Source organism: Halobacillus salinus, assembly GCF_004684905.1.
Lineage (GTDB): Bacteria > Bacillota > Bacilli > Bacillales > Halobacillaceae > Halobacillus > Halobacillus salinus.
In genome coordinates, this window is the sequence record NZ_SRJC01000003.1 from 73865 (window position 1) to 87655 (window position 13791).

Annotated in this window: 16 protein-coding genes; 4 read left to right on the forward strand and 12 right to left on the reverse strand. The window is 42.5% G+C overall.

The window, feature by feature from the left end:
• Positions 1-6 precede the first annotated feature (6 nt).
• The 6 genes from gcvH to E4663_RS12835 all read right to left on the reverse strand — a co-directional run bounded on the left by gcvH (position 7) and on the right by E4663_RS12835 (position 7487).
• Positions 7-390: a glycine cleavage system protein GcvH gene (gcvH, locus tag E4663_RS12810; protein WP_079478327.1), complete on the reverse strand. Its 384-nt coding sequence runs from the start codon at positions 388-390 to the stop codon at positions 7-9.
• 70 nt (positions 391-460) lie between these two features.
• The gene (locus tag E4663_RS12815; protein WP_135327911.1) at positions 461-820 is read right to left on the reverse strand and encodes an arsenate reductase family protein; all 360 of its coding nucleotides are present in this window, start codon (positions 818-820) and stop codon (positions 461-463) included.
• A 196-nt stretch (positions 821-1016) separates the two neighbouring features.
• Positions 1017-2798 (reverse strand): acyl-CoA dehydrogenase family protein, encoded by a 1782-nt coding sequence (locus E4663_RS12820; protein WP_135327912.1) that lies wholly within the window; start codon positions 2796-2798, stop codon positions 1017-1019.
• Between the two features lie 14 nt (positions 2799-2812).
• The gene (locus E4663_RS12825) at positions 2813-3988 is read right to left on the reverse strand and encodes an acetyl-CoA C-acetyltransferase (RefSeq protein ID WP_135327913.1); all 1176 of its coding nucleotides are present in this window, start codon (positions 3986-3988) and stop codon (positions 2813-2815) included.
• A gap of 17 nt (positions 3989-4005) precedes the next feature.
• The gene (locus E4663_RS12830) at positions 4006-6405 is read right to left on the reverse strand and encodes a 3-hydroxyacyl-CoA dehydrogenase/enoyl-CoA hydratase family protein (RefSeq protein ID WP_135327914.1); all 2400 of its coding nucleotides are present in this window, start codon (positions 6403-6405) and stop codon (positions 4006-4008) included.
• A gap of 164 nt (positions 6406-6569) precedes the next feature.
• Positions 6570-7487, reverse strand: coding sequence for a proline dehydrogenase family protein (locus tag E4663_RS12835; RefSeq protein ID WP_079478322.1), 918 nt, complete (start codon positions 7485-7487; stop codon positions 6570-6572).
• 198 nt (positions 7488-7685) lie between these two features.
• Between E4663_RS12835 and E4663_RS12840 the strand changes: the two genes are divergently transcribed.
• A complete protein-coding gene (locus tag E4663_RS12840; RefSeq protein ID WP_079478321.1) occupies positions 7686-7943 on the forward strand; it encodes a hypothetical protein in 258 nt (85 codons plus the stop codon).
• A 15-nt stretch (positions 7944-7958) separates the two neighbouring features.
• Entirely contained in the window at positions 7959-8291 is a 333-nt protein-coding gene (locus E4663_RS12845; RefSeq protein WP_079478320.1) for a spore coat protein, read from the forward strand.
• 48 nt (positions 8292-8339) lie between these two features.
• Here the strand turns inward: E4663_RS12845 and copZ are convergent, their stop codons facing one another.
• Both copZ and E4663_RS12855 read right to left on the reverse strand, forming a co-directional pair.
• Positions 8340-8546: a copper chaperone CopZ gene (gene copZ, locus E4663_RS12850; RefSeq protein WP_079478319.1), complete on the reverse strand. Its 207-nt coding sequence runs from the start codon at positions 8544-8546 to the stop codon at positions 8340-8342.
• 69 nt (positions 8547-8615) lie between these two features.
• The gene (locus tag E4663_RS12855; protein WP_135327915.1) at positions 8616-10628 is read right to left on the reverse strand and encodes a GGDEF domain-containing protein; all 2013 of its coding nucleotides are present in this window, start codon (positions 10626-10628) and stop codon (positions 8616-8618) included.
• A gap of 145 nt (positions 10629-10773) precedes the next feature.
• Between E4663_RS12855 and crcB (E4663_RS12860) the strand changes: the two genes are divergently transcribed.
• Both crcB (E4663_RS12860) and crcB (E4663_RS12865) read left to right on the forward strand, forming a co-directional pair.
• The gene (crcB, locus tag E4663_RS12860; protein WP_135327916.1) at positions 10774-11142 is read left to right on the forward strand and encodes a fluoride efflux transporter CrcB; all 369 of its coding nucleotides are present in this window, start codon (positions 10774-10776) and stop codon (positions 11140-11142) included.
• Between the two features lies 1 nt (position 11143).
• Entirely contained in the window at positions 11144-11488 is a 345-nt protein-coding gene (gene crcB, locus E4663_RS12865; protein ID WP_135327917.1) for a fluoride efflux transporter CrcB, read from the forward strand.
• A gap of 214 nt (positions 11489-11702) precedes the next feature.
• Here crcB (E4663_RS12865) and E4663_RS12870 read toward each other — a convergent pair whose 3' ends face one another.
• Genes E4663_RS12870 through E4663_RS12885 form a run of 4 tightly spaced genes read right to left on the reverse strand, consistent with a single transcriptional unit; the run spans position 11703 to position 13781 of the window.
• Entirely contained in the window at positions 11703-12464 is a 762-nt protein-coding gene (locus E4663_RS12870) for an STAS domain-containing protein (RefSeq protein WP_079478315.1), read from the reverse strand.
• A complete protein-coding gene (locus E4663_RS12875) occupies positions 12451-13101 on the reverse strand; it encodes a cobalamin B12-binding domain-containing protein (protein ID WP_135327918.1) in 651 nt (216 codons plus the stop codon). The genes E4663_RS12870 and E4663_RS12875 overlap by 14 nt, the downstream gene beginning before the upstream one ends.
• Before the next feature lie 6 nt (positions 13102-13107).
• Positions 13108-13479: a hypothetical protein gene (locus E4663_RS12880; protein WP_135327919.1), complete on the reverse strand. Its 372-nt coding sequence runs from the start codon at positions 13477-13479 to the stop codon at positions 13108-13110.
• Entirely contained in the window at positions 13476-13781 is a 306-nt protein-coding gene (locus E4663_RS12885; protein ID WP_079478312.1) for an antibiotic biosynthesis monooxygenase family protein, read from the reverse strand. Before E4663_RS12885 ends, E4663_RS12880 begins: the two co-directional genes overlap by 4 nt.
• Positions 13782-13791: the final 10 nt, after the last annotated feature.

Here is a 13791-nt window from a genome sequence, read left to right on the forward strand (position 1 = left end):
TACCAATTAATCAGCGTCGATCATTTCTTCGTATTGTTCCGGTGTCATCAACTTGTCCATTTCAGAAGCATCTTTCGGTTCAACTACTACCATCCATGCTTTTTCATATGGTGATTCGTTAACGAATTCCGGGCTGTCTTCTAACTCTTCATTAATCTCAACTACTTTTCCGCTTACAGGAGCGTAAAGTTCCGAAACTGTTTTCACGGACTCAACGGAACCAAACGGCTCGTCTGCTTCCAGTTCTTCTCCTACTTCTGGAAGTTCAACGAAAACGATATCTCCAAGCTCAGATTGGGCGAAATCTGTGATGCCAATGCGCACCTTGCCGCCTTCTTCTTTCACCCATTCGTGTTCTTCAGAATAACGCATGTCTTTTGGTAAACTCATCAAAAATCCCTCCACAAAATATTTAATCTACAATATAAAGATAAAAGCAATTCGCTTTTATTTCTAAGGTCTAACTGCTCCAAACTTCCTGAAAACGTTCTTCCTTGAAGCCGACAGTTGTTTTCTCTCCATCTGTTACGATAGGCCGTTTGATCAACATGCCATCAGAAGCGAGCCACTGAATCATCTCTTGTTCAGATGCATCATTCAGTTTTTCTTTCATATTGAGCTCTCTGTATTTCTTACCACTCGTATTAAAGAACTTACGTGCAGGAAGACCACTTTGATCGATCAATTCTTTCAATTGGCTCTCTGAAGGTGTCTCCTCGACAATATGTACAGATTGATAGTCGACTCCTGCTTCATCCAGCCATTTCTTCGCTTTTTTACATGTCCCACAATTGGGATACCAATAGAAGGTTAAAGGCATGATTCAACCCCTCTCTTCGTTGTTGATTTATATTTTACCATATCAAAGGGGATGAATTCATGAAATAAAGTTACATCTATCACTTTTCTTAAAATGCAGGAACTTTTACACAAATATAGCATAACTATCTCCGCTTTCGGATCCTTTTCCCAAAGTAAATCCCCTCCACCCGATAAGGATGAAGGGGATAGTATCGTTAGACGATATATTTTTCTGCTTCAATGAGGTTAGCGGCAATTTCACGTTTCTTCGTAATAACATTGATTGGAGTATGACGCGTCAATTTTCTTAACGCCCCTAGCATCATACGTAATGAATCACCAGATTCAGCCGCAATCAACGTTTCTTTCGCGTGTGCCTCGATACGGTTGAATGCTTCTTGAACATATACTTGTGTATACAGAAGCTTCTGCTGGTTCTTTTCCTCACCTTTAGCATTCATCGCTTTTTCAGTACGAAGAACTGCAGATTCCATATTGTAGATTTCACCTACGATGTCTGCGATATTCACGAGAATCTCTTGTTCACTTTCTAATTTCTCACCGAATTTTTGAGCAGCGAGTCCTGCAGCTAGTAAACCGATTTTCTTCGCATTCTTCAACAAATACTTCTCTTGTTCAAGCGCTTCAATTCCTGGTTCTTCCGGCATCATTGTCATGATCTCTTCTTGTAAAGCTTGTGCTTTTTGAAGTAGAGGCAGTTCACCTTTCATCGCTTTCTTAAGAAGTGTTCCTGGAACAATCATTCGGTTAATTTCATTTGTTCCTTCAAAAATACGGTTGATACGAGAGTCACGGTACATCCGCTCCACTTCGTACTCGGCCATGAAACCATAACCACCATGGATTTGGACCGCTTCATCGGCAGCAAAATCAAGTAATTCTGTTCCGAATACTTTATTCAAAGAACATTCAATAGCGTACTCAGCAATTACTTTGGCAACAGCCGCTCCATCTTTCAACTGTTCATCCGTAAGTTTGCCCATGCTTTGTTCAAACAGCCCGACCGTACGATAAACGGCACTCTCATTGGCGTAAGTGTTAGCCGCGACAGAGGCGATTTTCTCTTGAATGAGCGGGAAGCTAGCGATTGGAGTCTTGAACTGTTTACGCTCTTTAGCGTATTTAACAGAAAGTTCAACTGCGCGTTTCGCTCCACCTACGCCACCAATTGCCAACTTATAACGTCCCACGTTTAAGATGTTGAATGCAATGACGTGACCACGGCCGATTTCCCCTAGTACGTTTTCAACTGGAACTTCCGCATCTTCCAAGATTAACGTTCTAGTAGAGGAACTCTTGATTCCCATTTTCTTCTCTTCAGGACCAGTAGAAACCCCTGGGTAGTCGCGTTCTACAATGAACGCAGTGAATTTATCTCCATCGATCTTAGCGTAAACGACGAACACATCAGCAAACGCTGAGTTCGTAATCCACTGCTTCTCTCCGTTTAACACATAATGGGTACCAGCTTCATTAAGTTTAGCTGTAGTTTTTGCGCCAAGTGCATCTGAACCGGAACCTGGTTCTGTCAGAGCATAAGCAGCAAGCTTCTCACCTGTCGCTAGGGCAGGAAGGTATTTTTTCTTCTGATCATCGTTTCCGAAGAAGACGATTGGCAAGGAACCAATTCCCACGTGTGCACCGTGCGTAACAGAGAAACCACCGGCTCTTGAGAATTTCTCTGTAATTAAAGAAGAAGAAATCTTATCTAATTGCAGCCCACCATACTCTTCAGGCACGTCAGCGCCGAGCAAGCCTAGTTCACCAGCTTTTTTCAAAAGGGCTACAGAATGTTCGAACTCATGGTTTTCAAGGTTTTCAATCTTTGGAACGACTTCTCCTAACACAAAGTCTTCTGCCGTTTTGGCAATCATCAAATGTTCATCTGTAAAGTCCTCAGGAGTAATGACGTCCTTCGCCTCTAAATCCTCGACGATAAACCCGCCGCCTTTGATCATATCTTTTACTTCACTCATCTTAGTTCCTCCTCTTAAAGTAGCTCGAATACGCCGGCTGCACCCATTCCGCCGCCAATACACATCGTGACAACGCCAAACTGTTCATTTCTGCGTTTCATTTCATGGATCAAGCTCAGTGTCAGTTTCGTTCCTGTACACCCTAATGGGTGTCCGAGAGCAATCGCTCCACCGTTCACGTTGACTTTCTCTTGGTCCAAGCCTAGTTGACGAATAACTTGCAGAGACTGAGAAGCAAAAGCCTCATTCAGTTCAAACAACCCGATATCCGATAGCTCTAGCCCTGCCAACTTCAACGCTTTCGGTACCGCTTCGATTGGACCAACCCCCATTATGTCGGGCTCTACACCAGCAACGGCGAATGATCTGAATTTGACAAGAGGCTGAAGGCCTTCTGACTCTGCTTTCTCTCTATCCATAACAAGTACAGAAGCGGCTCCATCACTCATTTGCGAGGAGTTTCCAGCTGTTACAGAACCCTTTGTTGAAAATGCAGGTCTCAGCTTACCTAATACGTCCGTTGTCGTTCCTTGACGTACTCCTTCATCCATCGAGAAGGTAGATTGCAATTCCTTCAGTTTGTTATCCGAACCAACAGTACGATCAGTAACATTTACAGGTACAATCTCTTCATCAAATTTACCTTCTGCAATAGCTTTCGCTGCACGTTCGTGACTCTGAACAGCGAATGCATCTTGTTCTTCTCTGGAGATACCGAAGCGATTTGCTACTTCTTCTGCCGTATGCCCCATCGACATGTAATACTCTGGAGCGTTTTCCACAAGTTGAACGTTGGGCTTGATTACGTGCCCTCCCATCGGGATCATACTCATCGATTCGGCTCCACCAGCGATAGCAGTGTCACTGTGACCTAGCATGATTTTTTCAGCAGCATAGGCAATACTTTGGAGCCCAGAAGAACAGTAACGGTTGATTGTAATCGCCGGGACTTTGTGGTGTAAGCCTGCAAGTCCTGCAATATTACGGGCCATGTTCATGCCTTGTTCTGCCTCTGGCATCGCACATCCGATAATGACGTCATCTATATTTCCTTCATAATGATTTGCGCGCTTCAATGTTTCTTTTATAGTAAGAGCGGCGAGGTCATCAGGCCTTGTATGGGCAAGTGATCCTTTTTTAGCTCTTCCTACAGGGGTACGTGCCCCTGCTACGATAACTGCTTCTCTCACGTTTCTTCCCCCTTTACTTAGTTACGAAGTGGTTTCCCTTTCATCAGCATGTGCTGCATTCTTGCTTGTGACTTCGGTTCTCCCACAAGACTCAGGAAAGCCTCTCTTTCTAAATCAAGTAAATATTGTTCATCAACGAGTGTGCCCTCTTTCACACGGCCACCAGCTAAGACATATGCCAACTTCTCCGCTATCTTCAAGTCGTGTTCGCTCGCATATCCACTTAGTGCGAGTGATTTGGCTCCAAGCATCATCGTTGCGTAGCCTTGTTCTCCGACTACTGGCACTTTCGTGCGTTTCGGAGCTTGGTATCCGGAATCATGAAGACCAATCACCTTCTGCTTGGCATCATAAAGGAGGTGATCACCATTCATACTGATTTGATCCATTTGATCAAGGAAGCCATTCTCTCTCGCTTCTTCCCCAGAAGTAGAAACTTTCGCCATAGCGATTTTTTCAAATACGGCGTTCGCTACCTTCTGTAGGTCAAAATCGACTCCTTTAGGCATATTTCTCAAGTGTTTCATGTAAAGCTCTTTGTTTCCTCCACCGCCAGGAATCAGGCCGACACCTGCTTCGACCAAGCCCATATACGTCTCTTGAGAAGCTTGAATAGCATCAGCTGGAAGACAGACCTCTGCGCCTCCACCTAACGTCATGCCGAACGGTGCCGCCACAACAGGCTTGTCAGAATACTTCATTTTCAGCATTGCATCCTGGAAGTTCTTCACAACCATTTCTATTTCAAAGAAGTTGAAGTCCTGTGCTTCCATCAGGATCATGCCAAGGTTTGCACCTACACAGAAGTTCTTACCTTGGTTCCCGATCACAAGCCCTTTATAATGGTCATCCACATGGTCTACTGCGAAATTGATCATCTGAATGATATCGAGTCCGATTGCATTGCTTTGGGAGTGGAATTCAAGCCCAGCGACACCATCTCCTAAGTCAATCAAGCTAGCACCTGCGTTCTTCTTAATCACTTCTGTTGATTCTTTTAGACGCTTTAGATTAATATTTTTAGGATTGAATGTCTGCTGTTGATAGCTTCCTTGGTGATAAAAGTAAACGTTTCCATTTTCCTTCTTATAAAAAGCTTCATCTCCATTCTCGAGCATCTGCTCAATCCAAGCTGGAACGGTCTCTCCCTCACTCTTCATACGCTCGACAGAAGATCTTAGTCCGATTGCATCCCACATCTCAAACGGCCCGAGCTCCCAACCGAAGCCCCATCGCATTGCGTCATCGATAGATGGAATGTCGTCTGCAATTTCTCCCAGCAATTCAGCGGAGTAGATTAACACAGGCTTCACAACAGACCACACCAGGTCTCCAGCACGATCACCTTGTGCAGACACTAGCGCCTTAAGCTTTCGTTTTGATCCTTTTTCTTGCTTAGCCATTTCGGTCGCTTTCGTCTTCAATTTACCTCGCTGTTCGTACTCTAGCGTCTCAGGGTTCAATTGAAGGATTTCGCTTCCTTTTTCTCCTCTTTTCTTCAGGAAAAAGCCTTGACCACTCTTCGAACCAAGCCAACCTTTCTCAAGCATCGACTTCATGAAGGTCGGTACTTCGAACACTTTCTTCTCTTCGCCGTCTACTTGGTCATAAACATTGTTTGCAACATGAATGAACGTATCTAGTCCAACAACATCAAGGGTTCTGAATGTAGCACTCTTCGGGCGACCGATCATCGGTCCTGTTACCGAATCCACTTCCCCGACGCTGTAACCATCTTTCAACATTTGTTGGACAGTTACGAGCAACCCGTACGTTCCGATTCTGTTCGCAATAAAGTTCGGTGTATCCTTAGCCTCGACAACACCTTTACCGAGAACGTCTTCCCCGAAAGCTTTCATATAACTAAGTACATCTGGATCCGTGTCTTTTGTCGGAATCACTTCTAATAGCTTTAAGTATCTAGGCGGGTTAAAGAAGTGTGTGCCTAAGAAATGCTTTCTGAAATCTTCACTGCATTCCGCTGACATCGCTTCAATCGAAATTCCAGAGGTGTTAGAACTGATAATAGCTCCTTCTTTGCGATGCTCATCCACTTGAGCGAATACTTTCTTCTTGATGTCCAAGTTCTCTACTACAACTTCGATTACCCAATCCACGTCACCGAGTTTCTTCATATCATCTGAGAAGTTTCCTACCTCAATTAAGTCTAAGTTAGACTGACTCGCCAAAGGAGATGGTTTCTGTTTTTTCAACGCCTGCTTATTTGAAGCAGCAATTCGGTTTCTTACTCGAGGATCCTCTAGCGTCAATCCTTGTTTCTTTTCCTTATCCGTTAATTCGTTCGGCACGACATCGAGCATCAGTGTCGGAATACCAACGTTAGCTAAATGAGCAGCAATGCCGGCTCCCATCACACCGGAGCCTAATACGGCTGCCCGCTTGATTTTTCGATTCATCATGGGTCCCCCTATCACTTTGAATGAATGCTCATTCATTTTATAGCCAAAAAAATAAGCTATGCTTTACCAAAATTCTGATCTACTTATAATATAAGATATTTTCAGATATTTCGCAATCCTTTTTTGGTTAGGATTTGAAAAAATAGCCACCTGCCCAGTGACTATTTCCCAAAGACCCCTTTTAGAACAAATGCGACGTTCGCTGGACGTTCTGCTAATCTGCGCATGAAATAGCCGTACCAGTCTTTCCCGTATGGAACATAGACCCTCATCTTATAGCCTTCCTCCACCAGCTCTCTCTGCCGATCTACACGGATACCGTAGAGCATTTGGAACTCGAATTGATCTTTCGAAATTTGATGCTCTTCGACGAGTTGTTTCGTATATTCGATTATTTGATCGTCGTGACTGGCAACAGCTGTGTAATTTCCATTAAGCAAGTGAATCTTGATTATTTTCTTCAAGTTCTCATCCACGTCTTTCTTATCAGGAAAAGCTACTTTTGGAGATTCTTTGTATGCTCCCTTCACTAGGCGCAAATTGGGGTTGTATTGATCAAGCTCTTTTATATCGTCTACCGTACGGTACAGATAAGATTGGAGCACCGTGCCGATATGTTCATATTCAGACCGTAACTTTTTGAAGATAGTCAACGTTTTCTCGCAGCGCTCGTGGTCTTCCATATCAAGCGTCACAAACACGTTCTTCTCTTCTGCTACGTCGAGTATGCGACGCATATTCTCCAACACCAGATCATCAGAAATATCGAGGCCCATGGATGTCAATTTTAGAGAAAGCTGGGAATCAAGCTCATGCTCAGCTATCGCCTTAATAGCTTCAATACACCCATCCGCCGCCTCTCTTGCTTCTGCTTCGCTATCAATGAATTCCCCTAAATGATCAATGGTAACGGACATGTCTTGCTGATTGAGATCTTTGATCGTCTCCACTGCTGCAGGGACAGTTTCCCCGGCTACGAATCGACCAGCTCCGAACCTCAATCCATACCTTTTGGCCAGTCTTGTGAAGAAACGGTTTTTGGATAAAAACAAAAAGAAATTTCGTAACAACTGCTCCATGCTAATAATCCTCCCACTTACCAAGGTTTCACCATTTGTAACCGCTATCATATGTCTATTTTATCATTTTTTCTACAATTTAGGTATCGTTTCCTTCATTCTCGACCTACTTATAAGAAAAATTTCCCAGAACACCTACTTCATAACGCCCTCCGTCTTGGTCATACTAAAGTTGATTGAATAAAGGAGGATGAGCGTATGCAACAACAGCAAAACCAATCAAACATTTCCCAAGCGCAGCCTATGACCCAAGTTCCTGAAATAGTAAGTACGAAGGATCAGCTTTATATTGCTGATATGCTTTCTTGGAACTTGAATGCTTGTAAAAAAGCTCACTTTTTTGCGCAAAATTGTCAAACTCCAGAGATTCAAGCAGCACTTGAAGAAGCTGGACAAATGCATCAACGTCACTATGATAAAATCTTAAATCATTTGAACGGACAAAAACCAAATTAATAAGGAGGGCGCCTGATGAATTCAGGATCTAATAAGATTCAAAACCCCGAAACCAATGTACCTAAGACACCACAAATGAATGAACGTGATTTTCTCAACGACCAATTGGCAACGGAAAAATATATGACTGCTTCCTATAGCACTGCGCTAAACGAAGCGAGTAATCAAGCGTTATATCAGGACCTTGCGACGATATTTAAAGAAACACAAGACTGTCAACGTAACCTTTACAACCTTATGTTCCAGAATGGATGGTATGCTGTTGAACAGGCCCAGCAACAGAAAGTTCAGCAAACGTATCAGCAATTCAATGGATACAAATCTCAATTACCATATACCGTTCAATAAGAGATGAGAAAAAGCTCAGAGTTCCCGTAACTCTGAGCTTCCCCTTTTTTACCCCACTACTTCATAACCTTGAGCCTCTATAGCTTCTTTCATCAACCCTTTGGTCGCATACGCTTCATCGTAAGCCACATCTACTTTTCCGCTGCTAAGGTGAACTTCAACGCCATGAACACCCTCTAACTCTTCTAGGGATCCTTTGACAGCTTTTTCGCAATGTTCACATGTCATTCCATTTACTTCTAGTGTCATTTGCATAATCTATATTCATCCTTTCTTTCATCTTTTGAAGTACTATTCCACATTCGGCCTTAGTTATAACATTCTTTACCAGCTCAATTCGTTTCTTCCACGATTCTTGCATTCGTACATCGTGTCGTCTGCTCGTTTGATCAAATTGTTTTTCGTTGTTTCATGATCAGGGTATACCGCATGGCCGATACTCAACGCGATGTCAATACTGTGCCCCTCAATCAACAGTGGTGTTTCAAACTGCTTTAAGATCCGTTGAAGGACCAATTTCAAATCTTCCTCAAGTGGTGTGATGAGGACCGTGAATTCGTCGCCACTCAAGCGGAAGCACCGTCTTTCTTGCACCGCATTCGACAACCGTCTTGCTACCTCGATCAATACCTTGTCTCCGACATCATGCCCATATTCATCGTTAATTGTTTTAAAGCGGTCCAAATCGATAAATAAAAGACCGAATCGATCACCTTCCACTATCAGTTGATCCATTTTCTTATTGAAATGTCGGCGGTTCGGTAATTTCGTCAGATCATCGTAATGGGCCATATATTCCATTTTCTCTTGGGATTGCTCTAGGAGCACCTTCTTCTGTTGTAACTCCTCATTCACCTTTTGTGAAGCGCTATATTTGTCCTGCCATTCTTTTATAAGGATTTGGAAGTTATGAGAAAGGGTTTCGAATTCATAAATCATACTTCTCGGAAAGTCTTTTTCCTTTTTTATTTCAGGTAGATCTTCTACTACTTCAGTCGTTACTCTAGACAAAGATTCGAACTTGAAAAGGAGCCGGTCGGATATCAACTCTCCGATAACCAACGTTACAATCAGTACGAACAAGATGACAAGTAACGCTTCATTCATTAACCGGTAATCAATAAAAGGTCTAAAGGAAGTTGCTACGACAAAAGATACTCCCGTATCAGGCTGAGGATCACTTACAACTGTATAAGTCGACCGTTTCCATTGCAGCATAGCAGGGAGTTCTGACTCCTTTACAACAACATTCCCATCTTGCATTCTCTCTAAGACTTTCGAACTTCCCTCTCCTTGAAACCTTCCTCCAACTTTCACATCAGGCAAATTAGAGAACAATAGAATGCCTTCCTTGTTCACCATGCTAATATCTACCTCATTTGTTGAAACAGGAGAAAGAACATACGATTCAACATTCTCTATGGAGAATTTAGTTTCAACGGACATGGATTTTGCTTGGCCTATGTCCAAGGGGGAGTGAATGATGAGATAAGGTTCATCCTGTTCAATCCGATACTCCATCGAATTCGTATCCTGAATAGTGCTCGTCTGTAATTCGATATCCGTTGCGGTACCATTGATTGATAACTGTCTTATTTGGGACTGTATAGTATCTACGTCTTGGTTTCTAAGCTGGCCCATCCAGTATTGGTGTTCCAAAACTTTGTCCCGAACCCAGGCATCATAATACCGCTCTGCCTCGCTCATTCTTTCCTCGGCTGTGATGGAAAGCTGAGAACGACCTTTATCCTGCTCGTAGTAACCGATCAACATAACTAACGTGAAGCTTAATACGAGCAAAACACCACTGCTCAAATACGATAGAATTTCATGCATCGTATAATAGGACTTAACCTCTTTCTTCCACAAGGTTGATAGTAAAGAAAAAACGAATAATAAGAATACAGCACCCCAAACGTTAACAAGCCCGTTCATCATATCTTTTAAAGCTACCATCATCGTAGCTTCTAATCCGAATTGAAGGAATTCACCATAGAAGAGGAACACAAGAGGAATACCGAGTAGCAGCCAGTATAACGCGTCTCTTAAGATGATGTTCTTTAGTTTCCGAGTGAAAAAGAACCCTAAAAAGAGGATTTCTAAGGAAAAAATAATTAAAGCGTATGGGTGATTCCATAGAAATAGGGTGTAGGATTGAGCAATGATAGCTCCGATAAATGCTGGCCACGCACCCAACTTTTTTAGTAGCATGACAAGCGGAATGGAACCGAATAGGAAATGAACGCCATAGTACAAACTTAAATGTACTGTATTCAATAGATAACTTGCAGCTGTTAATACTAAAAACAGAAGCAGTTTTTTTGTTATAGTGGTCATAGCTTCATCTCCGGCAATTCAATATTTTATTTATTTATTTATTTATTTATTTACGAACAGGCTCTCGCTCGTAATCGTATTATAGCAAGACCATCAGACTACTAAGTTCACGAGGAATCCGTGTAGAAAAGGAGAAAAGTATATCATGAATCGTATATATGTAGCCATCGCGCTTGGGGGTGGTATCGGCTCTTCGTTGCGTTTTCTGCTCTCAAATGCCATACCGCAGGTCGATGGGTTTCCTTTCGGCACACTGACCGCTAATCTATTAGGCTGCTTCCTACTAAGCTACCTCTCTTTGATTTTAGTTAAACATAAGACCATCGACCCAGCATTCAAAAAAGCTTTGACAACAGGCGTTATCGGGTCCTTTACAACCTTTTCGGCGTTTGCAACAGAGACTTTTCAGTTATTTTCTAGTTCCGTCGGCTTAGGTATCCTGTACATATTGAGCACGGTTGCAGGGGGACTCCTGATGACCTGGTTAGGTGTAAAAACAGGGGGGCGTCCTTGATATGATTGTATTTGTGTTTATCGGTGGAATGATCGGGGCCTTATTAAGGTTCCAATTAAGCAAATCGCTCAATGACCGTTCCCTTCCTCTTGGGACATTGATCGCTAATATTTCGGGAGGGCTCCTCCTTGGAAGCTTGCTTCGTATGCATGACGTCATGATCATGCCAGACTGGTTATGGTACCTCGCAGCAACGGGGTTCTGCGGTGGGTATACGACCTATTCCACATTCAGTTATGAAATATTCCAAATGTTTGAAGATGGAAAACGTGGAAAAGGATTCTTCTACCTACTCCTCTCCATTCTCGCAACCTTAGTAGGGATCGGAATCATCTGGTGGATTTAAACATTTCAAAAATATCACTTAAGAACCCTCTCCAATATGGACTTGTATTTTCAGTCTGTTAATGAAGCTAGAAAGTGTGTTCTATAAACTGATGAGGGAAGTATACGGAGTATGTTGCCGGAGCGGTGCAAATGCATATATTATTTCATTTTAAAAAAACCCGAACAAATTGTTCGGGTTTTGTGGTAGTGAAAATCTTTTTGCTTATGCTTTTTCAGGTGCAATATTTTTGAATTGCCATTTGCAATGAACTCAAAAACTTGATTTCTGACGGTAAGTTCATCTCTTTCAACTGCTTTGCCTGTGCAGGTTGTACCCCGATGAAGATGATGTCAGCCCCCATATAAAACAAGGAAGTGATAACATCCAACAAGACAGATACACCAGAACGATGCAATTCACCCACCGCGGTAAAATCGAACAGCAATTGATCCACTTCAGACTGCTGGGAACTCTTCAGTAATTGCGATTCTATCGTGTACATTTTTTCCTCTGTAATATCCCCAAACAAAGGGACGAGAGCAGTCTCCTCATTAAGCACGATAAACGGAGCAGACAACTGATTATTCTGCTCTACTGCTTCTTCTAGCTTCTCTTTCTCTTCCAGCAGCTCGAAATTGGTATGGTTCAATCGGGAGCGAAGTTGATTCAACGTACGTGTAATCTTCGTCAACTTATGATCTTTTACCATTACAATGACTTCAGCGTACATGTCATTGTTCCACTTCACGTATAAATCAGCGGTAAGAAGATCTTCCTCTTCATCCAAAGCCTTCAGGTGAACTTCTATAGCCGCTTTTTGAATCTCAGGTGTCACCCAATCTTTTACTTTCATAATACTTTCTTCATCGAATACATCTAATAGGTTTTCTCTTTCCCCTATTAGGGTTGCCGCCTCTTTTGAGAAAGATTGAATGGTAAAGTTTTTATTGATGACAAAGAATGGAAGAGGAAATGATCGGTCAACTTGTTTCATTGATAACCCCTGCCCTTCCTTCTTTAAACCATTGACGCAGATGTGGTAGACCTTTGATGACCATCACACGATCTGATTCGAATTCATCAAGGTCAAATTTGGTAGCCATACGACCGCCAACCATAATCAACGGTTTCCACTCCAATCTCTTGAATCGCTCAATCAGCGTTTTAATCGTGGGTAAACGATAGGACAATGCAGCAGAGAGACCGATGACGTCCGGTTTAAACTTCTCGATTTGGGTCAATGAGTGTTCCAAGGCAAGATCTGGCCCTAGGTACCGAACCTTCCACCCTTGCTCCTTGAACGTTTCAGCTACTATTTTCATACCTAAATAGTGCTGTTCCTTCTCAACTCCGAACAACAGGGCTTTGTGTTGATATTCTTTCCTTCTTTCTTTGTTTTCCTTCAAGGAAGACAACACAAAGTCACATACAGCCGTTGCCAAATGCTCATCCGCTACGGAAATCTTATTCTGCTCCCAAAGTTGACCGATATAGTACATAGAAGGGGTTATGACCTTTTCAAACAAGTAGGCCCGGGAATACTGATTTAACAATTCATTTATATAGAAAAGCGCTTCTTCTTCGTCTCCATCCAAAAATAGATGAGCTAGTGTCTCATGGTGTTGGGTCAACTTGTTTCACCTCTTACTTGAAAGAGTTTGTAAGCGTTGCAGAGCTTGCTGCAGGTATTCTACATATACTCTTTGTTCTTTTTCGTCCTCGAGTTTGAGCGTTTTGAACTGGCGGATCAATCGCTCGAAATTATCAATGATCAGAAATGTTCCCACTCCTCGAGATGTAAGAACATTGTTGAGCCAATCGGTATAATCCATAAAAAAATCTGCACTATCCATATCGAAAGCGGCTTTCAGATGATCAAGATGGTGATAATTATCTTCTTCGGTCCGGTCGCGGCCGTTTTGACCGAATTTATCCCATAGATGGGGATAATGATCATATATTTCTTCTACGACATTATGAACAATCAGCTCTCGTTCTTTGTTGTTCATGTGGCAACTACCTCATATTTCGTAACCTTAGGAACGATCCCTTGTAATTCTTGATCTGGATACTCTTTCTCCAACTCATGAATCTTCTTGAATTGTTCACTTCTTGCCCAGTTTAAATAAGCCTGTTTGGACTCCCATTCCAAATGAACAGTTAACTCACCAGGTTTACGATCATTCTGAAGCAGTTGAAACGATAAAAACCCATCCGCCTGATCGACCAATCTAGACCGGTTTTGATAGATATGTATCAAATCTTCTGCCTTATGATCAGGGACGACTACGGTGGAATCTACGACAAACATGTATATGCTC